The sequence below is a fragment of the Streptococcus sp. NPS 308 genome (assembly GCF_002355895.1).
GTDB lineage: Bacteria > Bacillota > Bacilli > Lactobacillales > Streptococcaceae > Streptococcus.
The window spans coordinates 1,641,303-1,666,144 of sequence record NZ_AP017652.1 but is presented as its reverse complement, the minus strand read 5'-3'; the positions used below and the strand labels follow the sequence as shown (position 1 = coordinate 1,666,144).

The following is a 24,842-nucleotide window of genomic DNA, read 5'->3' as shown; positions in this document are numbered from 1 at the left end:
AGGTCTAAGGACCAGTAGAATATAGGAGAACAAAATGGCGAAAAAACCAACAAAAAAATTAGATGAAATCGGGAAAAAATTTGGAGCTGATCGTGAAAAAGCCTTGAACGATGCTCTTAAATTGATTGAGAAAGACTTTGGTAAAGGCTCAATCATGCGCTTGGGTGAGCGTGCGGAGCAAAAAGTTCAAGTGATGAGCTCAGGCTCATTGGCTCTTGACATTGCCCTTGGTTCAGGTGGTTATCCTAAAGGACGTATCATCGAAATCTATGGACCAGAATCATCTGGTAAGACAACGGTTGCCCTTCACGCTGTTGCGCAAGCACAGAAAGAAGGTGGTATCGCTGCCTTTATCGACGCGGAACATGCCCTTGATCCAGCCTATGCAGCAGCCCTTGGTGTGAATATTGACGAATTGCTCTTATCACAACCAGACTCAGGTGAGCAAGGTCTTGAAATTGCAGGGAAATTGATTGACTCAGGTGCAGTTGACCTAGTCGTTATCGACTCAGTTGCGGCCCTTGTGCCTCGTGCAGAAATCGATGGGGATATCGGAGACAGCCACGTAGGTCTTCAAGCTCGTATGATGAGCCAGGCTATGCGTAAACTAGGTGCTTCTATCAATAAGACCAAAACAATTGCCATCTTTATCAACCAATTGCGTGAAAAAGTTGGGGTCATGTTTGGAAACCCAGAAACAACTCCAGGTGGACGTGCTCTGAAATTCTACGCTTCAGTCCGTTTGGATGTTCGTGGAAGTACGCAAATCAAGGGAACTGGTGACCAAAAAGATACCAATGTCGGTAAGGAAACCAAGATCAAGGTCGTGAAAAACAAGGTGGCTCCACCATTTAAGGAAGCCTTTGTTGAAATCATGTACGGAGAAGGGATTTCTAAGACTGGTGAGCTCTTGAAGATTGCAAGTGACCTTGATATCATCCAAAAAGCAGGAGCTTGGTACTCTTACAAGGGTGAAAAAATCGGGCAAGGATCTGAAAATGCTAAGAAATACTTGGCAGATCATCCGGAAATCTTTGACGCCATTGACCATCAAGTCCGTGTTCAATATGGCTTGATTGAAGATGAAGAAGCTTCTGATCATAGTCCAGTAGCGGAGGCAACTTCTAACCAAGAAGTAACGCTTGACCTTGGCGATGATCTTGAAATCGAAATTGAAGAATAAAAATAAAAGTAGCAGATTTTCTGCTACTTTTTTATCTAACTCAAACGAACTAATGATCACTAAAGCGTCTGTATTCGATATGAAAGTCAAAGTAATGTTCATCTTGCAACTTCTGGAAGATGTCACGATAGGCTTCTTCGTCAAAGTGATCGCCACGATAGAGGATTTCAAAACTCAAACCATCGTACTCAAGGAAATCGTTGGCTGTTTTAAAGTCATTTTGTCGATAGAAGTCCATTCTAGCCTTCCTTTGTTCCAGGTTATCGCATTCTTCATCTAATCGCTCGACTTCAAGCAACATGGTTCGCTGGTAAAACTCAGTCAGCTTTTCGATGATTTCCTTCCAATAACCGTGGCTTCTCAGGTGAGGCATGATGGCAAAAAAGCTGATATAAAAAGCTTTTTGATTGGAGATGGCAAAAGCAAATCCGACAAACTCTTCTTGGTTATAAAAGGCAAAGAAGTGGGCGTCATCTCGATCCTGATAGCGTAAAAATTCGGATAAAGGCACGCGTTCCTCTTCGGGGAAAGCTTCATTGTTGAGCTTTTCAACCTTATCAAGATCTGGAAATGCATCGGTTATTAATTGACTGGTCAAACTCATAAATGACCCCCTTTTCTTGATTATAGCAAATTGTCTCTCGGTAGGCAATTGATTTCAAGAAAGCCAAGCAATCCTTGTCGCTCCTCTAGAAAGCTGATATAATAGGCTTATGAATAAGAAAAGAAAAGTGGATTTGGTCAATGGTCCAATCCTTCCTTCGCTTTTAAGCTTTGCCTTTCCCATCTTGCTGTCTAATATCTTTCAACAGCTTTATAATACAGCTGACGTCTTGATTGTTGGGCGTTTCCTTGGCCAAGAATCCTTGGCTGCAGTAGGAGCTACTACAGCCATTTTTGACTTGATTATAGGCTTTACGCTTGGTGTTGGAAATGGCATGGGGATTGTCATTGCTCGCTATTATGGGGCTCGTAATTTCACCAAAATCAAGGAAGCGGTTGCTGCAACCTGGATTTTAGGAGGGCTTTTGAGTATTTTTGTTATGTTGATGGGCTTTGTCGGTCTGTATCCACTCTTGCAATATTTAGATACCCCTGCAGAAATCCTTCCCCAATCCTATCAATATATTTCCATGATTGTGACCTGTGTCGGAGTCAGCTTCGCTTATAATCTTTTTGCAGGCTTGTTGCGGTCTATTGGTGACAGTCTGGCTGCGCTTGGTTTTCTGATTTTCTCTGCTCTGGCTAATGTGGTTCTCGATCTCTATTTTATTACGCAACTGCAACTGGGTGTTCAATCTGCGGGACTTGCGACTATTATCTCACAAGGGTTATCAGCGGTTCTTTGCTTTTATTATATCCGCAAAAGCGTTCCAGAACTCTTGCCACAATTTAAACATTTCAAATGGGACAAGAGCTTGTATGCGGATCTCTTGGAGCAAGGTTTAGCTATGGGCTTGATGAGTTCGATTGTGTCTATTGGTAGTGTGATTTTACAGTCTTCTGTCAATACTTTTGGAGCCGTGATTATAAGTGCGCAAACAGCGGCTCGACGCATTATGGCCTTTGCTTTGCTTCCGATGACGGCTATTTCTTCTGCCATGACAACCTTTGCCTCTCAGAATCTCGGTGCTAAGCGACCAGATCGCATTGTTCAAGGTCTTCGAATCGGCAGTCGCCTGAGCATGTCCTGGGCAGGCTTTGTCTGTATCTTTCTCTTTTTTGCTAGTCCGACCTTGATTTCCTTCTTGGCCAGTTCAACGGATGGTTACTTGATTGAAAATGGTAGCCTCTACTTGCAGATCAGTTCAGTCTTTTATCCGATTTTGAGTCTCTTGTTGATTTATCGCAATTGCTTGCAGGGCTTGGGCCAAAAAATCCTGCCTCTGGTATCTAGTTTTATCGAACTAATCGGCAAAATCGTTTTTGTGGTCTTGATTATCCCTTGGGCAGGCTATAGGGGAGTCATCCTCTGTGAACCTCTTATCTGGGTTGCCATGACTATCCAACTTTACTTCTCTCTTTTCCGTCACCCCTTGATAAAAGAAGGTAAGGAAATCTTGGTAGCTAAGGAACAATCCTAGCTGGATTTACGAAAGAAAATCCATTTCCTCTAGTGAAAATCAGATGAACTTGTGTTATAATAAGAAAGATTAAAATGTGAAAAAAGGAGATTCCTAATGGGACGTAAATGGGCCAATATCGTAGCCAAGAAAACGGCTAAAGATGGAGCTAACTCTAAAGTATATGCAAAATTTGGTGTAGAAATCTATGTAGCAGCTAAAAAAGGTGATCCAGACCCAGAATCAAACACTGCTTTGAAATTTGTTATCGACCGTGCTAAACAAGCCCAAGTGCCAAAACATGTTATCGATAAAGCGATTGATAAAGCAAAAGGAAACACAGACGAAACCTTTACAGAAGGACGTTACGAAGGATTTGGACCAAACGGTTCTATGCTGATCGTTGACACCTTGACGTCAAACGTTAACCGTACCGCAGCCAATGTCCGTGCTGCCTTTGGTAAAAATGGCGGAAACATGGGTGCTTCAGGTTCAGTTTCTTACCTCTTTGACAACAAGGGTGTTATTGTATTTGCTGGTGAAGATGCGGATGCCATCTTTGAACTCTTGCTTGAAGCAGATGTCGATGTAGACGATGTAGAAGCAGAAGAAGGAACCATCACTGTTTACACAGCTCCAACTGACCTTCACAAGGCTATCGTTGCTTTGCGTGAGTCTGGTATTGAAGAATTCCAAGTGACTGAACTTGAGATGATTCCTCAGTCAGAAGTGGAGTTGTCAGGTGAAGACCTTGAAACTTTTGAAAAACTTTACATCGTCCTTGAAGACGACGAAGATGTACAAAAGATCTATACCAATGTGGATGGATTCTAATAGAAAAGCGAACAGCTATTAAGTCTGTTCGCTTTTTATATTGGAGCTCAGACTCTGCTTTCAGAATCGTTTTGTTGCTTGCTTTTCCCTAGACCTAGACCGACTGCATGTTTTTGGACGAGCAGGAGCTGTCCATTGTCCTGTTTTGCAAAAGTTAGGGTAACCGTCTTAATTTTGTCACCAATGGAGATATAGGTGATTTTTCTCGTATTATAACCTCCGATAGTGGAGTCAAACTCGGAGTCTGGCAGTCCGTGTTTTTTGATAATATCCTTGTAGTTGGTGCCACCTTTTCCTTTGTTGTCAAGGTCACCTTCGATTAAGTCGTCAAACTCTTTTTGGGTCCAAGTGAAGGAATCCTCTTCCTCCTCTTCAGGGATGAAATCACTGCTATCATCTGTCAAGTCACTTTCTTCTTCGCGTTCCATTGAGGCACTGGCCTCTCTGTAGGAGCGGTTAAATTCCCTGACAAAATCATTGTAGACATTAGCGTACAGTATCTGGGTTGTAAAGAAAAGGACAATAGAAGCAATTGATAGAGCTGTTCCGATAATGGCCATTGTTTTTCGTTTTTTGAGGTTAACGATAAGGCCGATAATCCCCAAGATAAATGCGACGATGCCGATGAACAACGATGGGTAGTTAATAAACGGGATCCAGGATCCTAAAAGTGCGATGGCTCCAAAAATGGTTGCCAAAATCCCTAAAACTTTTTGTTCTTCTGGTTTCATTTGAAAGTTTTCTCCCTTCATCGAGTGAATGGATATCAATCCACAGTAGTTAGTGCTTATTATAGAGAAAATATCTGCTAATGTCAATTCTGACCAGGATAGTTCTCATGAAAACTTTTTTCTTGACATCTTTTCTGAAAATGATAAAATAGTTCTCATGGAAACTTAATTGTTCTCAAGAGAACTATTTTTTATTTGAGAGGAAGCAGATATGGATAAACCAATTTTGGTCTTTAAACGTTTTGGGCATCAGGTTCACCTCATGGTGCAAAAGGAAGCCAAGCGATGTGGCATTGAATTTATGGGTGGACCGCAAGGGCAGGTTCTGCGTTTTTTAGATCATTGTGAACAAAAAGAGGAACTAGTCCTGATTAAGGATATCGAGCAGGAACTCAATATTACCAAATCTGTTGCGAGTAATCTAGTCAAGCGCATGGTACAAAATGGTTTGGTGGAGTTGGAGACGAGTCCAAGTGATAAACGGGCAAAATTTGTTCATTTGACCGAAAAATCACGCTCTCAAATAAATCAAATCAAATCATTCTTTGATCGAATTGACCGTAGTTTACTTGAAGGCATTTCCGAAGAGAATCTCGTTATCTTTGAAAAGGTTCTCGGTCAGTTGCAAGAAAATGTTGAGAAGATAGGAGGAGAGAATGAAGAAACTCGCTAAACGTATTACAGGAAAAGAATGGGGCATGATTCTCCTGACTGTTCTTTTTACCTGTTTCTCGGTCTATCTCGAGTTAGAAGTACCGACTTATATTTCAGAAATTACAGCATTACTTGGAACACCAGGTACGGAGTTGGGAGAGCTTTGGTCACCAGCCCTTAAGATGATGGGCTTGTCACTTTTGGCCTTTCTAACATCCGTAACAGTGGGATTTTTTGCGGCTCGTGTTGCAGCCTCCTATACGGCTCATCTACGTAGTGATATTTTTAATCGTGTATTAGATTATTCTCAGACAGAAATTAAACGTTTCTCTATTCCTAGTCTCTTGACTCGGACGACCAATGATATTACCCAGGTACAGATGCTCTTTACCATGGGCTTGCAAGTGGTTACTCGTGGGCCGATTATGGCTATCTGGGCCATTGGAAAAATCCTTGGCAAGTCTGAATACTGGCTCTGGGCAGTAGTGGTTGCTGTTATCGTCAATGTTTTGATGACCACTGTTCTCATGACTCTTGCCTTTCCAAAACAATCTGTCATCCAGAAGTTGACAGATAAACTCAATAGCATCACCCGTGAAAGTCTGACAGGGATTCGAGTTGTTCGTGCCTATAATGCTGAGGATTATCAAGACAAGAAATTCGAAGAAGCCAATGATGAGGTGACTCGACTTAATCTCTTTGTCAACCGTTTGATGGCCATTATGAATCCCATTATGATGGGGATTTCGAGTGGCTTGAGTTTAGCTATTTACTGGATTGGAGCCTATATCATCAACGATGCTAGCTTGACAGAACGTCTGCCCCTTTTTAGCGATATGGTGGTCTTCATGTCCTATGCCATGCAAGTCGTAATGGGCTTCTTGCTCATGGGTGCTCTCTTTATCGTCCTTCCTCGTACCTTGGTTTCTGCTGGGCGTATCAATCAAGTATTGGATCTGCATTCTTCTATTAAAAATCCTAGTCACCCACAGACGGCAAACCCTTCTGTGAAAGGTCAAGTGGAATTCCGTGATGTAACCTTCCGCTACTCTCAAAACTCAGAAGCAGTTGTGGAACAGGTTACTTTCAAAGCCGAAGCAGGGCAAACCATTGCTTTTATTGGTTCAACTGGTTCAGGGAAATCGACACTTGTTAATCTCTTGCCTCGTTTTTATGATGTCTCAGCTGGTCAAATCTTAGTCGACGGTGTCAATGTGCAAGATTACGACTTGGAAGATTTGCGCAATAAAGTCGGCTATATCCCTCAAAAAGCTGTGCTCTTTTCTGGAGATGTTAAGGGAAACTTAGACTTTGGTCAGAGTCAAGAAAGTCCTCTAAGCGAAGCTGCTATGTGGCAAGCTCTGGAATTGGCTCAGTCTAAAACCTTTATCGAGGATAAAGAAGCAGGCCTAGCTTCAGAAGTGGCCCAAGGCGGGACCAACTTCTCAGGAGGTCAAAGACAACGTTTGGCCATTGCACGCGCCTTGGCTCGTAAGCCTGAAATTCTCATTTTTGATGATTCCTTCTCGGCCTTGGACTACAAGACAGACCGGAACCTGCGCCAAGAACTAGCAGAGAAAACACAATCCATGACCAAGCTCATCGTAGCGCAACGGATTTCTACCATTATGGATGCTGACCTAATCATAGTTTTGGATCAAGGTAAAGTCGTGGGACAAGGCACCCACAAGGAACTTCTAGCTACCAATGAAGTTTACCAAGAAATTGCCTATTCACAACTATCGAAGGAGGAATTGGAACATGGAAAATAAGAAAATGTCCTTATGGAAACAGTGTAGACCTTTTCTAGCAGGTCTCCAACTTCCCCTACTAGTCGCAGTTGTGGCGGCTGTATGTTCTAGTATCATCACGGTGTATGGACCAACCAAGATAAAAGAAATCACCAACTTAATCTCAGATGGCTTGATGACTGGAATTGACCTGGAGGCTGTGTCAAGTATTGCTAGCTTTTTGGTTATCCTTTATGTACTTGGTATTATCCTTAACTATACACAAGCCTACATTTTTTCAACTAGTATCCAACATTTTTCACAACGTTTGCGGAAGGCTATCGCTGAAAAAATCAATCGCTTGCCTCTAGGCTATTTTGACCGTCATTCTCAAGGGGATACCCTTTCGCGCGTGACCAATGATGTGGATACAGCAGCTCAGTCTCTTAACCAAAGTCTAGGGACAGTTATCTCAGCTAGTTTCTTGTTGATTGCTGTTTTGATTACCATGTTTGGCATGAACTGGATTTTGGCACTGGTAACAGTTGTTTCAACTCTTATCGGTTTCGTTTTCGTGTCCGTCTTTATGGGCAAGTCACAGGGCTTTTTTAAGAGTCAGCAACAGGATTTGGCAGCTGTAAATGGCTATGTGGAAGAAATGTACTCTGGCCATAATGTGGTGGCTAGCTACAATGCTATCGAGAGCACTAAAGAAGAATTTGCGAAATTAAATCATCGTCTATATGACAGTATCTGGAAGTCTCAGTTTATTTCAGGAATTATGATGCCAATCATGATATTCATTGGAAACTTTAGCTACGTCTTGGTGATTATCGTTGGTGCAGCCTTGGCATTGAATGGGCACATCAGTATCGGGATTATCGTTGCCTTTATGGCTTACGTGCGTATCTTTTCTCAACCCCTTTCTCAAATTGCCCAAGGAATTACCAGTCTTCAACAGGCTAGCGCAGCCATGGGACGTGTCTTCGAATTTCTAGATGAAGAGGAAATGGCAGATGAATCTCATAAGGAAAGACAATTAACCAACATGAAAGGTGAAGTGGTCTTTGATCAGGTGTCCTTTGGCTATACACCAGAACGCACCATCATCCATGACTTCTCTGCGACAGCTCATGCTGGTCAAAAGGTTGCCATTGTTGGACCGACTGGGGCTGGTAAGACAACCATTGTCAATCTTTTGATGAAATTCTATGAGATTGATAAGGGAAGTATCCGTATCGATGGTGTGGATACTAAGGACATAAAGCGCTCAGAAGTGCACGATGCCTTTTCAATGGTTTTGCAGGACACTTGGCTCTTTGAAGGAACCATTCGAGAAAATCTCATCTACAATCAGATAGACATCAGTGATGAACGAATGATGGAAGCCAGCAAGGCTGTGGGAATTCACCACTTTATCATGACTTTGCCAGATGGCTACGATACTATTTTGGATGACACTGTGACCTTGTCTGTTGGACAGAAACAGCTCTTGACTATCGCTCGTGCCTTGCTCAAGGACGCACCACTCTTGATTTTGGACGAGGCGACATCCTCAGTCGACACACGTACAGAGGAGTTGATTCAAAAAGCCATGGACCGTTTGATGGAGGGTCGAACTTCCTTTGTCATCGCCCACCGCTTGTCTACTATCCGAAATGCCGACTTGATTCTTGTCATGAAAGATGGAAATATCATTGAACAAGGCAATCACGAGGACCTGATGGCCCAAGCTGGCTTCTACGCCGACTTGTACAATAGTCAATTTACAGAAGATGATGCAGAAGAATAAACCTCGGAAGGCTTGACGGCCTTCTTTTTCTGCACTATACTAGAAGACAAGCGCCTCACCTAGAGGTAAAAATAAAATGATAATGAGAAGTATACATGAAAAATTATCAAGAATGGTATAGCAACCTTAGCTCCAAACTAACTAGCCATCCCACCCTTTTATTTCTATTGCTTAGTTTCAATCGTTTGATGACAGTAGCTATGCCCCTGGTCTATCTGACCTTGCTAGTCACTACTTACCTGCAGCTAGGATTTGGTCAGCAAGTTGGGGTCTATTTGCTTGTCCCCGCTACAGGTTTTGTGATCTTGTCCCTGTTTCGTAAGAAAATCAATCACCCACGCCCCTACGAAACTTGGGACATCGCCCCCTTGCTTGACAAGGATAGTTCGGGACAGTCGATGCCTAGTCGCCATGTCTTTTCGGCAACTATCATCTCCATGGCCTGTTTCCATGCTTGGACTTTGATCGGAACGATCTTGCTTATTTACTCAGGAGTCTTAGCCTTGGTCCGAGTACTAGGTGGTGTTCATTATCCCAAGGATGTCTTGGTTGGCTATGCTTGTGGTCTGGTGTGGGGATTCCTTTTCTTCTTATTTTGACATGTAAGTTAAGCTAGTCCTACAACCACTTACTGCTTCAAATTGACCACTTGCTTTTTTGCCCTTGTATTCCTAACTTAGCTTTGATATAGTAGAGTCAGAAAGGAGATGTGATGAAGTTACGAATTGAGGTTGATGGCAATTTAGAAGAAACTGAAATTGTCATCAAGACACCTGTTTTGACAGATGAAATTGCGGACTTGCAACGACTCTTGCAAGAAATCAAGGCTCCTAGGTTGATCTTTTATAAGGGGACGGGTGAGTACTACTTAGACTTGGCAGAAATTCTCTTTTTTGAGACAGAAGGTAGCAAGATTTACGCCCACACCCAGAAAGAAGCCTACGAGGTTCGACTCAAGCTTTATGAGTTAGAGTCTATCCTGCCCCGCTATTTTAGCCGAGTATCCAAGTCGACTATCGCAAACATTCGTCAGATTTACTCAGTGGACAAGTCCTTTTCAGGAACGGGCACCATTTCCTTTTATCAGACGCACAAGGAGGTTCATGTCTCACGACATTACCAATCCCTCCTAAAAGAAAATCTAAGAAACATGAGGTAAAAAACATGAAAAAGAAAGCATTTGGTATTGTTTTATTGGTTTTAGCAGCTTGGATCTTGCTGCAAGGGAATTTTGGAATCCCTTCTTTGGATGGCAAAATATGGCCTTTGATTGGTATTGCCTTTTTTGCTTACCAATCAGTTGAAGCTTTGCTTCGTCGTCATCTAACATCAGCAGTTTTTACCGCTCTAGTAGCCTTAATGATTGCGAATCATTTTTATAACATTTTTCCTATTCCAAACCAGTCTTTGTTTTGGGCTAGTATCTTAGCAGTGCTAGGAGTTGGCTATCTGACGCATTCAAGTAAGTTTTGGTACGGCAAAAAATGGTGGTACAACAGTGAGCGAACAGTCGTCACAGATAAGGAAGTCGCTTTTGGTAGTGGAACCTTTTATAAACAAGATCAAGATCTTGTAGATGACCAAGTTGAAGTCGCTTTTGGAGATGCAAAAATCTACTATGATAATGCAGAGATGTTAGGTGATTTTGCTACTCTGAATATCGAAGTGGCTTTTGGTAATGCAACCGTCTATGTTCCACAACACTGGCGTGTAGACTTGAAAGTAGAAACATCCTTTGGCGCAGCTAAGGCGGACGCTCCTCTAGCGCCGACTAGTAAAACTTTGATTATTCGTGGAGAAGTGGCCTTTGGTAAACTTGGAGTTGTCTATGTTAAATAAAAAAGTCTCCTAATTCCCTTGCCAAAATAGAGAAAGTGTGATAACATAGTACGGTATGTGGTGCTAGCACATCCGCTATATTAGATCTAATAGGAGGAAAACACAATGGCTAAAGTATGTTACTTTACAGGTCGTAAGACTGTATCAGGAAACAACCGTTCACACGCGATGAACCAAACAAAACGTGCCGTAAAACCAAACCTTCAAAAAGTTACTGTTCTTATTGATGGTAAACCTAAAAAAGTTTGGGCTTCAGCTCGTGCTTTGAAATCAGGTAAAGTTGAACGCGTTTAATAAAAATGAAAAGACCTAACTGGTCTTTTTCTTTTGCTCTAAGTATAAAACCATTTGAAAAATAGAGTAAATATCCGCCGATACAGCATTCTGCTTTTACACTTGGGCTGAAATATGATAAAATAGAGTATCAACAATTTGAGGTAAAAAAAATGACTGTAAAAATTAATACAAAAGATGGTCAAATCGAACTGACAGATGAAGTGATTGCAACCGTTGTAGGTGGTGCAGCAACTGAGATTTTTGGTGTGGTCGGTATGGCTAGTAAAAATGCCCTCAAAGATAATTTCCAAGCCCTTCTTGGTAAGGAAAATTATGCAAAAGGCGTTGTCGTAAAAGCAGCCGAAGATGGCAGCATTGCAGTTGATGTTTATACCGTGTTGAGCTACGGAACAAAGATTAGTGAAGTCTCAAAAAACATCCAAGAGAGCGTTCGTTTTAGTTTGGAAAACCAACTAGGAATTACTGCTCAGACTGTGAATGTCTACATTCAAAATATCAAAGTTGTAGGAGAATAATCGTGTCAAAAATTACTACCAGCTTATTTCAAGAGATGGTGCAGGCTGCATCAACTCGTTTGAATAAGCAAGCAGAATATGTCAATTCATTAAACGTCTTTCCAGTTCCAGATGGAGATACTGGGACAAACATGGGAATGACCATCGAAAATGGTGCTAAAGAAGTAGCAGACAAGCCGGCTTCCACAGTTGGAGAAGTGGCGAGCATTCTTGCAAAGGGGCTCTTGATGGGTGCGCGTGGAAACTCAGGAGTTATCACCTCTCAACTTTTCCGTGGCTTCTCTCAAGCTATCAAAGATAAAGACGAGTTAACAGGTCAAGACTTGGCTCTTGCTTTCCAATCTGGTGTCGAGGTAGCCTACAAGGCCGTTATGAAACCAGTCGAAGGAACTATTTTGACAGTTTCTCGTGGTGCTGCCATTGGTGCCAAGAAAAAAGCGGAACAGACAGATGATGCTGTTGAGGTCATGCGTGCAGCCTTGGAAGGAGCTAAAACAGCTCTTGCCAAAACACCAGACATGCTTCCAGTTTTGAAAGAAGTTGGTGTTGTGGACTCAGGTGGTCAAGGTTTGGTCTTCATCTACGAAGGTTTCCTATCAGCTCTTACTGGTGAATACAGTGCGTCTGAGGACTTTGTAGCAACTCCAGCTAATATGGGTGAAATGATCAATGCTGAACACCACAAGTCAGTAGCTGGACATGTCGCAACAGAAGATATCACTTTTGGTTACTGTACTGAGATTATGGTTGCCCTTAAACAAGGTCCAACTTATGCCAAAGATTTTGACTATGATGAATTCCGCAACTACTTGAATGACCTAGGGGATTCTCTTCTTGTCGTCAACGATGATGAAATCGTCAAAGTCCACGTCCATACAGAAGATCCAGGTCTTGTTATGCAAGAAGGCCTTAAATATGGTAGCTTGGTCAAGGTTAAAGTAGATAATATGCGCAACCAACACGAAGCTCAAGTAGAAAAAGAAGCTCAAGTCAGCAAGCCAGCTGAAGAGAAGGAATACGCCCTTATCGCAGTAGTAGCTGGTCAAGGTTTAGCAGATATCTTCCGTGCCCAAGGTGTGGATTATGTCATTGAAGGTGGTCAGACGATGAATCCTTCAACAGAAGACTTTATCAAGGCTGTTGAACAGGTCAATGCTCGCAACATTATCTTCTTGCCAAACAACAAAAATATCTTCATGGCGGCCCAATCTGCTGCAGAGGTATTGGATCAACCAGCAGTAGTGGTAGAAGCTCGTACCCTTCCTCAAGGGTTGACCAGTCTTCTTGCCTTTGATCCAAGCAAGTCTATCGAAGAAAACAAAGAACGTATGACTGCAGCCCTCGGTGATGTCATCAGCGGTAGTGTAACAACAGCCGTTCGTGACACGACTATCGATGGTTTGGAAATTCACGAAAATGACAATCTTGGTATGGTAGATGGGAAAATCCTCGTGTCAAACCCGGACATGCATCAAACTTTGACTGAAACATTGAAACACATGCTAGACGAAGATAGTGAAATTGTGACTTTCTATGTCGGTGAAGATGGAAGTGAAGAATTGGCCAACCAAATCGCCCAAGAAATCGCAGAAGAATTCGAAGATGTTGAAGTAGAGATTCACCAAGGTCAACAACCTGTATATCCATATCTTTTCAGTGTGGAATAGGAGACTTTGAATGAAGAAAGTTTTAGGATTAGTTTTTGCGGCGTTACTTGCTCTTGCTGGCTGTGGTCAAACCAACACCGCAAAAACAGATTCAAGTAGTACAGCAAGTTCGGTTGATTCATCTACAAAGTCAAGTCAGGTGAAAGAAGAAATCAAGGAAACGACCAAAGTTCTCAAAGGAAGAATTGATAACTCCGATGTTACTCTGACTTTAGTTTACACAGATGTTGTAAAACGATACAAGATGGATATGTTGGGAGAATTTGGAGAGGAAATTCCTGCAGAAATTACTCTGGAAGAATTTCAAGAAGTCTTTCGCGAAGCTGCGGAAAGCTCTCCAGAGTATCTTGAAATCAAGGACGAGCCAGGTGTTAAGGTTGAATATTTTATCACCGATAATAAAAAGATGAGAATAGTTATCGATCTTGACCTTGAGAAAGCAGATATGGATAGAGTTAAAAAGACTTATTTCTTTAAATCGCTTGAGGATAGTGTAGAAGACTTTAAGAAACCGAATACTCTGATTGCTGGTTTAAAGTTACAAGGATTTAGAGAAGAATAAACGAAAGAGGCTGGGACAATAGTCCCTTATCTCCAAAAAAAGGTTCTTTATCAACTGTAGTGGGTTGAAGAAAAGCTAAGATGTAGAGAAGTTTCAGCGACCATCATTTTTGAGCACTGATAGTACTTGAAACGACGCTTTTTCAGGAGAATTCTAGTAGGCAGACCAGTCGTTTCAAGGTAATGAATTTTAGACGGTTTTTGAAAGTCATATTTCCTCATCAGACTTCCACAATCAGGGCAATCTGGCACATCGTAGTCCAGTTTAGCGATGATTTCCTTGTGTATATCCATATTGATGATATCCACAATCTTGATGTTAGGATCTTTAATATCGAGTAGTTTTGTGATAAAATGTAATTGTTCCATATGATTCTTTCTAATGATGGTTTGGTTGCTTTTCATTATAGATCTTATGGGACTTTTTTCTACAACAAAATAGGCTCCATGATATCCATAGGGGATTTACCCACTACAAATATTATAGAGCCGAAAATAACAGAAGGAAGCTGAACTGACAGCTTCCTTTTTCTATGCAAGTTGACCTACCAATAAATTTATATTGAAACAAACCTTCTATTGGAAATTCTAATTACGATAGGTTATAATGATAAAGCTGTTATGTTAGATTAAGTATGAATATAAAGGAGAAATGATGAAGAAAAAAATTTTTAATCAATCTTTTTCCCGCTTTTCAATTAGAAAGTTAAGTGTTGGGACCTGTTCGGTATTGCTAGGAACTTTTATGGTGATGGCTACTTCACCAGTGCAAGCAGATGAAGCTCAAGTCAACAATAAGGAACAACAAACGCAGGCGGAAATTCAACAGAAGGAAAAAAGTGTTGAGAATGGACAGGAAGTCATTTCTGAGCCTCAAAAAGAGATGAAAAAGGATGAGGCAGTTAAGGCCTTGAAGGATAAAGCTGTGTCGTCCAAAACAGAAGCATCTGAATCAGTCGCTCAGGGTCAAACAGTTTCACAAGTTGACAATACGAAGGAAGAAAGTAAGCCTTCATTAGATAAGGAGAAAGAGCAATCTCTAGAACCAACTCAAACTGAGCAGAAAAGCAAAGAAGAAACGAGTTCTAATGGGAAAATTCCTTCTAGACGCAAGAGGTCATTAGATGAAGTCAATGCAGCATTTACAGCTCATTCGCCAATCAAAGATATCCACGCAGTAGATAGTGTCCGTGAATCCTTGACATTTAGTATTACTGGACACGAAGCAGACTATTCTGGTGGGTATATTAAAATTCATTTCCAAAATGGTAAGGCGATTAAATTAACTCCTTCTCCAGTCGGTGGTGTAAAGTTCAGTCAAGAAAAGAATAATGGGGATTTGGATTTAAAGATAGAACCTACGAATCTGAGAGGTGGAGCAAACTATAACTTCGTCTATACTTTTCAGATAGATCCTTTGACTCAGAACTGGGGAGGTGCTGTCCAAGCCATTGGGCCGGACCATAAAGTGACCGCCACTGCTAAGCTCTATGACAAAAATGGCAATGTCCTCAAAGAACTTGGAAGCATTGAACACACGTGGAAAGTCTTAGAAAACGGTGTAGGGGGTCTGACACCAATGTCTAACAATCAGGTCATTGGCTACGATCGAAATAACGATGGTATTGTTGACGAAGATTCGGCGGTTGTATCCTACTATCTATTTAATGGTGCGAAAGATCCTAAGAATAATACGGCAAGAAATGATTACTTCAACTATGGGAATGGTGTCTTTGATGGTCGTATGATCAATGGTATGGGGATTAGTGATGTCGGTGGGCATATTATTGATCCTGTCACATCCTATACCTATAATATAGAGTTAAAAGAAGGCTATGAGCTGACAGATGAAGCCAAAGCTCTAGGATGGACTGCCGATGCGACGGGTTACCATCTGACTATTAATAGAGCAAATAATCCGCTTCAAGATATTAACAACAATAAAAACAAGCTCATTCCAATTTCTTTCAAGTTAAAGAATGCCAAAGTAGCAGATATTAATAGAAAAGCGCAAAACCTAACTGTGACGGGTATCTATACAAAAGCAGATGGGACTAGCTATCAAAATACGGTCGTTTTGCCTTATACTCTCATGGTTCAAAAAACAGACCAGCCAGAGTCTTCTCTCTTTGAATTTAGACACTATAATCAGTCTGACTCGGAGATGATTCGTTCTTATGGTGAAACAGAATACCGTTCTAATGTTCGACTTTCATCAGTCGCAGAGGTTGAAAAAGATTATCCTATCAATGACTATACGGTCACCCATAAAATACAGGATTCACGAGAGTCTTATCGGGAAGTAAACGTGATTGAGGAGCGTCAATGGAATGAAATTTTCTCTTCACCGGACGCATCCGTAGAAGTATACAATAAAGCTACAGGTGAGTTATTAGGTACTTTTAATAGTAACACCCGTAGTCTACGATTGACGGAAGAGCAAGATGTGAAGGAACTGGAGTACAAGTTTAAAAATATCAAGATGAGGAAGTCCTCAACCAATGATACTTCGGCATTTTTTTTCCAGACAAAAACACGATTTAATAATTGGGAAAGTCTCTATAAAGATTCGACGATTAGTAAGTTGGATTCTAGAACGGATTTCACTTTTAAGAATACTGGCAACACTGTTTCCTTCTCTCAAACGGCTTCAGCCGAATTGACGCGTGTTGTTCAGCAAATTTCAATGATTGGGCGAGCCCGAACAGATGTTTTCAATCGACATACAGATGCTTCTGGTTTTAAGGAAGATTTTATCACAACTACTGCAGGTAGAAATACATCTACTCAGAACTTCGCAAACTTGACGGGAGTTTACCATTTAGCCTATTTGGCTGACCCTCAATTAAACTTTAGTGGAAACCCTAATTTTAAGGTCTATTATAATTATAAAGATACTGGGAAAACTCTCTACTATGCTCAAGTAAAGGGAACTCCAGACTCCCCTATGCCTCCATCGCTTTTGAAATTGGAAAACAAGACGATTCCAAATGGGACCTATACCTATAAAGCAATTGCTTTCTGGGATGAAGAACTTCCTGATGTTCAAGCTCAGAATGGTTTTGACTTAGGAGAACTAGATGGCATTACTGTTACTTCGAAAAATTCGACCTCTCATGACTTCAATGTGATCGTACAGGCTTCAGAAGCGAGCGGTGTCTACTCTGAAGTGAAAAGAGCGACAGATCAGCACTTTGCCTATAATACCCAAGAGCACTATCCTGGCGATGAGATTGATTTCAGAGTGACCTATAAAAACGCAGCGAAACAGCCTGTTTCAGACGTTTATGTTTTGTCATCCTTGCCGATGAAAGGTGATAAACAGCTAGAATCCAGAAATCGTGGTTCTCAATTTACAGTGAGTTTGACAAAAGCTTTAACACCACCTTCAGGCTGGGAAGTTCAATATAGTCGTACTGCGGGCACTGCTGCAGAAATTAGTGCTTCACAATGGCTCACAGCAGACCAAGTGTCGGATTGGTCAGAGATTCGTGCAGTTCGTTGGCATTCGACTGCTCCGGTTGCTGCTGGAAGCAGGGTTCAGTTTCCTATCGATGGAGCAGTTATCGGGCAAGATACTGCCCCAGGTGCTACAGCTTATCTTTCTTCGGCTCTGGCAAATGGTAGTTCCAAGTACACTGAGTCCAATAATGTTTCAATCCAAATGTCCACCAAACTGTCATCTGCAAGTTTCACCTTTGTGGATGTAAATGATCCGTCTAAGGAAGTGCAACTAGGACAGGTAGACACAGTTGTAGGCAAACCTAATGGACCAATTTCTTATGATCCTGCTCGTCGAATTAAGGAATTGGAAGATGCAGGATATGAACTGATCAGTAACGATTTTACAGATCATACCTTTGGTGACTCGGCTAGTCCAAAACAATTCAAGTTTCAGTTTAGACACAAGATAACAGAACTATCCGAAACTGTTCGTGTAACTCGCGAAATTGATTATGAATATCTCAAAAAAACAAACAATACTGATTTATCACTCCTTGCTCCAAAGCATGTTGAGACTCATTCGTTTACTCGAACGAAGAGAATTGACCAGGTTTTGGCGAAACGGCAACCAAATGATGCGACAGCTGGTGTGACATACTCAGCCTGGTCTGCAGACCAAACTTGGTCTCAAGTGATTTCTCCTGAAATTCCTGGCTATTATCCAAGAGAGGATATTGATGCAAACACAATGTCGGGAGAAGGAGCTCTCGATGAATATTTATTGACCGCGGATGATCCTAGAGATGAAGAGTTGGAAAAAGAATTTACCTGGTATCGGGTGGTGTATTATGTTCCACTTCCAGTTGTCCCTTCAGCAAGTGCAGCGAAATCTAAAGGCCTTCAAGGGCAGAAGCAAGCAGCAACGATTCGATTTGATGAGGATAGAGCAAGCGAGAGCGAGGTCCACTTTACAAAAGGGACAACAACCATTAATGGAGCAAAGAAATCCGTTGACCTAGTCCAAAGCAGTGTCTTTCTTTATGATGAGAATGGACAAAAGGTAACTTCGCTAACCATTGCCAACCAAGGGACGTACGATTTAGATCTTGTAAATAAAACAATTGTCTTTACTCCACTGAAAACCTTCTATGGTCCAGCAACTCCAGTTCGAGTTGGAGTGGTGGATAAAAATGGAGAGTCGACTGTAACGACCTATACCCCAGTTGTTGAGAAAGTAACACCGACTGGTACAGGTGATAAGACAGAAGACCTTCAAGGTCAGGTCCAAGAAGGTAAAGTCAGCTTCACCCCAGGTCATGATTCTGTTCCATTCCCAGCTGATTCAACTCCACTATTTGACAATGGTACAACTGTGAAAGAAGTGCCAAATGTTGGTAAGTTCGAAGTGGACGCAGACGGTAAGGTAACCTTCACTCCAGACAAACAGTTCAAGGGTGAAACACCAGAACTTGAATTGACTCGTGTGGATGCCAACGGCACTCCTGTTACAGTCAAGTACCAAGCAGTAGTGAAAGAAGTAACCCCTACAGGAACGAACGCAACCAGCACAGGCCCTCAGGGTGTTCCACAAACAGGAACTCCAAGCTTCCAAGGTGGTGATCCACTGGTTCCAATCGATGAAACAGTCGATCCAACCTTTGAAGATGGAAGCAAAGAGAAATCTATTCCAGGCCAAGGAACCTACACGATTGCACCAGATGGAACTGTAACTTTCACTCCAGACAAACAGTTTGTCGGAAACCCAGATCCAGTAACGGTTAAACGCGTTGATAAGAATGGAACTCCAGTCACTGCGACTTACAGTCCAGGGTTTACGAAAGTAACACCGACTGGTACAGGTGATAAGACAGAAGGTCTGCAAGGACAGGTCCAAGAAGGTAAAGTGACTTTTACTCCAGGCCATGACTCGGTTCCATTCCCAGCAGCTTCAACTCCACTATTTGACAATGGTACAACTGTGAAAGAAGTGCCAAATGTTGGTAAGTTCGAAGTGGACGCAGACGGTAAGGTGACCTTTACTCCTGATAAACAGTTCAAGGGTGAAACACCTGAACTTGAATTGACTCGTGTGGATGCTAACGGAACTCCTGTTACTGTCAAGTACCAAGCGGTGGTGAAAGAAGTAATCCCAACTTCAACGGACGCCACTTCAAATGGTATCCAAGGTCAACCGCAAAAAGGTACCCCAACCTTCACAGAAGGTAATCCATTGGTTCCAATTGATGATACGAAACCAATGACTTTCGAAGATGGACAGTCAACGAAAACCGTTTCAGGTGTAGGTGAATACAGCATCAATCCAGATGGCTCTATCACCTTTACGCCAGAAAAACAATATGTTGGTACTCCAGCTCCAGTCACAGTCAGACGTGTGGATAAGAATGGTACCCCAGTTACTGCGACTTATACCCCAACAGTGACTAAGGTAACCCCTACAGGAACTGGCGCAACCAGCACAGGTCCTCAGGGTGTTCCACAAACCGGGACTCCAACGTTTGCTGGTGGTGATCCACTGGTTCCAATTGATGAAACAGTTGAGCCAACCTTCGCAGATGGAAGCAAGGAAAAAGTGACTCCAGAACAAGGAACCTACACAATTGCGCCAGATGGAACTGTAACCTTCACTCCAGACAAGCAGTTTGTCGGAAACCCAGATCCAATCACAGTGAAACGTGTGGATAAGAATGGCACTCCAGTGACTGCGACCTACAGTCCAGAGTTCACGAAAGTAACACCAACTGGTACGGGAGATAAGACAGAGGGTCTGCAAGGTCAGGTTCAAGAAGGTAAAGTGACCTTCACCCCAGGTCATGACTCGGTTCCATTCCCAGCAGATTCGACTCCACTATTTGACAATGGAACAGCTGTGAAGGAAGTGCCAAATGTTGGTAAGTTCGAAGTAGAAGCAGACGGAACTGTAACCTTCACTCCAGATAAGCAGTTCAAGGGTGAAACACCAGAGCTTGAATTGACTCGTGTGGATGCCAATGGAACTCCTGTTACTGTCAAGTACCAAGCAGTAGTGAAAGAAGTTGTTCCAACCAGCACTAATGCAACCAGCACAGGTCCTCAAGGTGTCCCACAAACAGGCACTCCAAGCTTCCAAGGTGGTGATCCACTGGTTCCAATCGATGAAACAGTCGAGCCAACCTTCGCAGATGGCAGCAAAGAGAAATCCATTCCAGGTCAAGGAACTTACACGATTGAACCAGATGGAACTGTAACCTTCACTCCAGACAAGCAGTTTGTCGGCAAACCAGATCCAGTAACAGTCAAACGTGTAGATAAGAATGGTACAGAAGTTACTGCTACTTACAGTCCAGAGTTTACTAAGGTGACTCCAACTGGAACAGGTGCAACCAGCACAGGCCCTCAGGGTGTTCCACAAACAGGAACTCCAACCTTCCAAGGTGGCGATCCACTTGTTCCAATCGATGAAACAGTAGAGCCAACCTTCGCAGATGGCAGCAAAGAGAAGACAATTTCAGGACAAGGAACTTACACGATTGCACCAGATGGAACTGTAACTTTCACACCAGACAAACAGTTTGTCGGAAACCCAGATCCAGTCACAGTGAAACGTGTAGATAAGAATGGCACCCCAGTCACTGCGACTTACAGTCCAGAGTTTACAAAAGTGACTCCAACTGGAATAGGTGCAACCAGCACAGGTCCTCAAGGTCTTCCGCAAACTGGTACTCCAAGCTTCCAAGGTGGTGATCCACTGGTTCCAATCGATGAAACAGTAGAGCCAACCTTCGCAGATGGCAGCAAAGAGAAGTCTATTTCAGGTCAAGGAACTTACACGATTGCACCAGATGGAACTGTAACCTTCACTCCAGACAAGCAGTTTGTAGGTAGTCCAGATCCAATCACAGTGAAACGTGTGGATAAGAATGGCACTCCGGTTACTGCGACTTACAGTCCAGAGTTTACTAAGGTGACTCCAACTGGAATAGGTGCAACCAGCACAGGCCCTCAGGGTGTTCCACAAACAGGAACTCCAAGCTTCCAAGGTGGTGATCCACTGGTTCCAATCGATGAAACAGTCGATCCAACCTTTGAAGATGGAAGCAAAGAGAAATCTATTCCAGGCCAAGGAACCTACACGATTGCACCAGATGGAACTGTAACTTTCACTCCAGACAAACAGTTTGTCGGAAACCCAGATCCAGTAACGGTTAAACGCGTTGATAAGAATGGAACTCCAGTCACTGCGACTTACAGTCCAGGGTTTACGAAAGTAACACCGACTGGTACAGGTGATAAGACAGAAGGTCTGCAAGGACAGGTCCAAGAAGGTAAAGTGACTTTTACTCCAGGCCATGACTCGGTTCCATTCCCAGCAGCTTCAACTCCACTATTTGACAATGGTACAACTGTGAAAGAAGTGCCAAATGTTGGTAAGTTCGAAGTGGACGCAGACGGTAAGGTGACCTTTACTCCTGATAAACAGTTCAAGGGTGAAACACCTGAACTTGAATTGACTCGTGTGGATGCTAACGGAACTCCTGTTACTGTCAAGTACCAAGCGGTGGTGAAAGAAGTAATCCCAACTTCAACGGACGCCACTTCAAATGGTATCCAAGGTCAACCGCAAAAAGGTACCCCAACCTTCACAGAAGGTAATCCATTGGTTCCAATTGATGATACGAAACCAATGACTTTCGAAGATGGACAGTCAACGAAAACCGTTTCAGGTGTAGGTGAATACAGCATCAATCCAGATGGCTCTATCACCTTTACGCCAGAAAAACAATATGTTGGTACTCCAGCTCCAGTCACAGTCAGACGTGTGGATAAGAATGGTACCCCAGTTACTGCGACTTATACCCCAACAGTGACTAAGGTAACCCCTACAGGAACTGGCGCAACCAGCACAGGTCCTCAGGGTGTTCCACAAACCGGGACTCCAACGTTTGCTGGTGGTGATCCACTGGTTCCAATTGATGAAACAGTTGAGCCAACCTTCGCAGATGGAAGCAAGGAAAAAGTGACTCCAGAACAAGGAACCTACACAATTGCGCCAGATGGAACTGTAACCTTCACTCCAGACAAGCAGTTTGTCGGAAACCCAGATCCAATCACAGTGAAACGTGTGGATAAGAATGGCACTCCAGTGACTGCGACCTACAGTCCAGAGTTCACGAAAGTAACACCAACTGGTACGGGAGATAAGACAGAGGGTCTGCAAGGTCAGGTTCAAGAAGGTAAAGTGACCTTCACCCCAGGTCATGACTCGGTTCCATTCCCAGCAGATTCGACTCCACTATTTGACAATGGAACAGCTGTGAAGGAAGTGCCAAATGTTGGTAAGTTCGAAGTGGACGCAGACGGCAAGGTGACCTTCACCCCAGATAAGCAGTTCAAGGGTGAAACACCAGAGCTTGAATTGACTCGTGTGGATGCCAACGGCACTCCTGTTACTGTCAAGTACCAAGCGGTGGTGAAAGAAGTAATCCCAACTTCAACGGACGCCACTTCAAATGGTATCCAAGGTCAACCGCAAAAAGGTACCCCAACCTTCACAGAAGGGAATCCATTGGTTCCAATTGATGATACGAAACCAATGACTTTCGAAGATGGACAGTCAACGAAAACCGTTTCAGGTGTAGGTGAATACAGCATCAATCCAGATGGCTCTATCACCTTTACGCCAGAAAAACAATATGTTGGTACTCCAGCTCCAGTCGCAGTCAAACGTGTAGATAAGAACGGTACAGAGGTTACTGCGACTTATACATCAACAGTGACTAAGGTCACTCCTACAGGAACTGGCGCAACCAGCACAGGTCCTCAGGGTGTTCCACAAACCGGGACTCCAACGTTTGCTGGTGGTGATCCACTGGTTCCAATTGATGAAACAGTTGAGCCAACCTTCGCAGATGGAAGCAAAGAGAAATCTATTCCAGGTCAAGGGACTTACACGATTGCGCCAGACGGAACAATGACCTTCACACCAAACAAGCAGTTTGTCGGAACCCCAGATCCAGTCACAGTGAAACGAGTAGATAAGAATGGCACCCCAGTTACTGCAACTTACAGTCCAGAGTTTACGAAAGTAACCCCAACTGGAACCGGTGCAACCAGCACAGGTCCTCAAGGACTTCCACAAACCGGCACCCCAACCTTCCAAGGTGGTGACCCACTGGTTCCAATCGATGAAACAGTAGAGCCAACCTTCGCAAATGGAAGCAAAGAGAAATCTATTCCAGGTCAAGGAACTTACACGATTGCACCAGACGGAACTGTAACTTTCACTCCAGATAAACAGTTTGTTGGAAACCCAGCTCCAGTTACAGTGAAGCGTGTGGATAAGAATGGCACCCCAGTCACTGCGACTTACAGCCCAGAGTTTACGAAAGTAACACCAACTGGTAAAGATACTTCTTCAGTTAACATTAAGGGGCTTGTTCAAACAGGAACTCCAAGCTTCCAAGGTGGTAATCCGCTTGTTCCAATCGATGAAACAGTGGCAGCAACATTTGAAAATGGATCAACTGAAAAAGTGATTCCAGGTGAAGGAACTTATGCTATCTCACCAGATGGCACCGTCACCTTCACTCCAGAAGCTAATTTTGTAGGAAAAGGAACTGGCGTAACGATTGTCCGTAAGGATAAGAATGGTACCTCAGTTACTGCGACTTATCGTCCAACAGTTGTAGATCCATCTACTGGTCATGACACGGCTTCTACAGGAGCAAAAGGCCAACCACAAGTGGCAACCCCAACGTTTGAAGGACATATCGATAGTACAGTTCCACCAATATTTGAGGATGGTAGCACGACTATGGTTGTTCCGGGTGAAGGAAGTTATACAATTGATAAAGATGGTAAGATTACCTTTACTCCAGAACCAGACTTTGTTGGTACAGCTAAAGGATTGGTTGTGAAACGTTTGGATATGTATGGAAATGTAGTTACTACTCACTATACACCAACTGTCCTTGGACAAACACAAGTGAGTGATGCGACATCAGAAGGTCTTAAAGGTCAAACTCAGACTGGTAAACCAAACTTTACAGGTGATGTCGATCTGACAGTTCCGCCAACCTTTGAAGATGGAACAACTGAAAAAGTCGTTCCAGGTGAAGGAACTTACACGATTGCGCCAGATGGCACCGTCACATTTACTCCTGAGGCAGACTTTGTAGGACAAGCCAAAGGTGTAAAAGTGATCCGTAAAGATCGCAATGGAAAGATCCTTTCAGGATTCTATACTCCAACAGTAGTAGAACTTCCAGAGCAAGTGAAGCCTTCTGATAAAAAAGAACTTTCAGTAGCTGATTCGAAACCAGATCAATTGACTCAAAACATCTCTGTAGAAAAAAATCAACTTCCAAATACAGGAAGTCAAGAAGATGGTTTGAAAAATCTAGGAATTCTGACAGCCCTAGCAGGTGTCATGACACTTGGATTGCTAGGTAAAAAGAAACGAAACGATGAATCAGACTAATCATTTTTAAGAACCGAGAAATCGGTTCTTTTTTTATGACATTTGTCATATTTCC

Annotated in this window: 16 protein-coding genes and 2 pseudogenes; 15 read left to right on the top strand and 3 right to left on the bottom strand. The window is 42.8% G+C overall.

Annotation, left to right across the window (positions count from 1 at the left end; all coding sequences use genetic code 11):
- Positions 1–34 precede the first annotated feature (34 nt).
- The gene (recA, locus tag SNAG_RS08435; RefSeq protein WP_096408404.1) at positions 35–1,183 is read left to right on the top strand and encodes a recombinase RecA; all 1,149 of its coding nucleotides are present in this window, start codon (positions 35–37) and stop codon (positions 1,181–1,183) included.
- A 49-nt stretch (positions 1,184–1,232) separates the two neighbouring features.
- On the opposite strand, the gene SNAG_RS08430 is transcribed toward recA, so the two are convergent.
- A complete protein-coding gene (locus tag SNAG_RS08430) occupies positions 1,233–1,787 on the bottom strand; it encodes a GNAT family N-acetyltransferase (protein ID WP_096408402.1) in 555 nt (184 codons plus the stop codon).
- Between the two features lie 109 nt (positions 1,788–1,896).
- Between SNAG_RS08430 and SNAG_RS08425 the strand changes: the two genes are divergently transcribed.
- A complete protein-coding gene (locus tag SNAG_RS08425; protein ID WP_096408399.1) occupies positions 1,897–3,267 on the top strand; it encodes an MATE family efflux transporter in 1,371 nt (456 codons plus the stop codon).
- A gap of 96 nt (positions 3,268–3,363) precedes the next feature.
- Positions 3,364–4,080, top strand: a complete 717-nt coding sequence (locus tag SNAG_RS08420) for a YebC/PmpR family DNA-binding transcriptional regulator (protein ID WP_096408397.1) — start codon at positions 3,364–3,366, stop codon at positions 4,078–4,080.
- A gap of 47 nt (positions 4,081–4,127) precedes the next feature.
- On the opposite strand, the gene SNAG_RS08415 is transcribed toward SNAG_RS08420, so the two are convergent.
- Positions 4,128–4,832, bottom strand: a complete 705-nt coding sequence (locus SNAG_RS08415; protein WP_096408394.1) for a CD20-like domain-containing protein — start codon at positions 4,830–4,832, stop codon at positions 4,128–4,130.
- A 190-nt stretch (positions 4,833–5,022) separates the two neighbouring features.
- Here SNAG_RS08415 and SNAG_RS08410 point away from each other — a divergent pair, with 190 nt between their 5' ends.
- The 10 genes from SNAG_RS08410 (at position 5,023) to SNAG_RS08365 (ending at position 13,867) form a co-directional block, all read left to right on the top strand.
- Positions 5,023–5,484, top strand: coding sequence for a MarR family winged helix-turn-helix transcriptional regulator (locus SNAG_RS08410; protein WP_096408392.1), 462 nt, complete (start codon positions 5,023–5,025; stop codon positions 5,482–5,484).
- Positions 5,468–7,237: an ABC transporter ATP-binding protein gene (locus tag SNAG_RS08405; RefSeq protein ID WP_096408389.1), complete on the top strand. Its 1,770-nt coding sequence runs from the start codon at positions 5,468–5,470 to the stop codon at positions 7,235–7,237. Before SNAG_RS08410 ends, SNAG_RS08405 begins: the two co-directional genes overlap by 17 nt.
- Positions 7,227–8,987, top strand: coding sequence for an ABC transporter ATP-binding protein (locus tag SNAG_RS08400; protein WP_096408387.1), 1,761 nt, complete (start codon positions 7,227–7,229; stop codon positions 8,985–8,987). Before SNAG_RS08405 ends, SNAG_RS08400 begins: the two co-directional genes overlap by 11 nt.
- A 95-nt stretch (positions 8,988–9,082) precedes the next feature.
- Positions 9,083–9,586 (top strand): phosphatase PAP2 family protein, encoded by a 504-nt coding sequence (locus tag SNAG_RS08395; protein ID WP_096408384.1) that lies wholly within the window; start codon positions 9,083–9,085, stop codon positions 9,584–9,586.
- A gap of 113 nt (positions 9,587–9,699) precedes the next feature.
- The gene (locus SNAG_RS08390) at positions 9,700–10,146 is read left to right on the top strand and encodes a LytTR family DNA-binding domain-containing protein (RefSeq protein ID WP_096408382.1); all 447 of its coding nucleotides are present in this window, start codon (positions 9,700–9,702) and stop codon (positions 10,144–10,146) included.
- A 5-nt stretch (positions 10,147–10,151) separates the two neighbouring features.
- Positions 10,152–10,826 carry a LiaF transmembrane domain-containing protein gene (locus tag SNAG_RS08385; RefSeq protein WP_061407284.1) on the top strand — a complete coding sequence of 225 codons (675 nt, stop codon included), beginning with the start codon at positions 10,152–10,154 and terminating at the stop codon, positions 10,824–10,826.
- 105 nt (positions 10,827–10,931) lie between these two features.
- Positions 10,932–11,120, top strand: a complete 189-nt coding sequence (gene rpmB, locus SNAG_RS08380) for a 50S ribosomal protein L28 (RefSeq protein WP_001140948.1) — start codon at positions 10,932–10,934, stop codon at positions 11,118–11,120.
- Between the two features lie 152 nt (positions 11,121–11,272).
- Positions 11,273–11,638, top strand: coding sequence for an Asp23/Gls24 family envelope stress response protein (locus SNAG_RS08375; protein WP_000216432.1), 366 nt, complete (start codon positions 11,273–11,275; stop codon positions 11,636–11,638).
- Positions 11,639–11,640: 2 nt separating this feature from the next.
- Entirely contained in the window at positions 11,641–13,305 is a 1,665-nt protein-coding gene (locus SNAG_RS08370; RefSeq protein WP_096408379.1) for a DAK2 domain-containing protein, read from the top strand.
- Positions 13,306–13,315: 10 nt separating this feature from the next.
- The gene (locus tag SNAG_RS08365) at positions 13,316–13,867 is read left to right on the top strand and encodes an SP0191 family lipoprotein (protein ID WP_096408376.1); all 552 of its coding nucleotides are present in this window, start codon (positions 13,316–13,318) and stop codon (positions 13,865–13,867) included.
- Between the two features lie 83 nt (positions 13,868–13,950).
- Here SNAG_RS08365 and SNAG_RS08360 read toward each other — a convergent pair.
- Positions 13,951–14,235, bottom strand: a pseudogene (locus SNAG_RS08360) (transposase family protein); the annotation flags it as partial.
- Between the two features lie 283 nt (positions 14,236–14,518).
- Between SNAG_RS08360 and SNAG_RS10065 the strand changes: the two are divergent.
- Both SNAG_RS10065 and SNAG_RS10060 read left to right on the top strand, forming a co-directional pair.
- A pseudogene (locus SNAG_RS10065) lies at positions 14,519–20,296 on the top strand (YSIRK-type signal peptide-containing protein); the annotation flags it as partial.
- 12 nt (positions 20,297–20,308) lie between these two features.
- Positions 20,309–24,787: a hypothetical protein gene (locus SNAG_RS10060; protein ID WP_443031043.1), complete on the top strand. Its 4,479-nt coding sequence runs from the start codon at positions 20,309–20,311 to the stop codon at positions 24,785–24,787.
- Positions 24,788–24,842 lie beyond the last annotated feature (55 nt).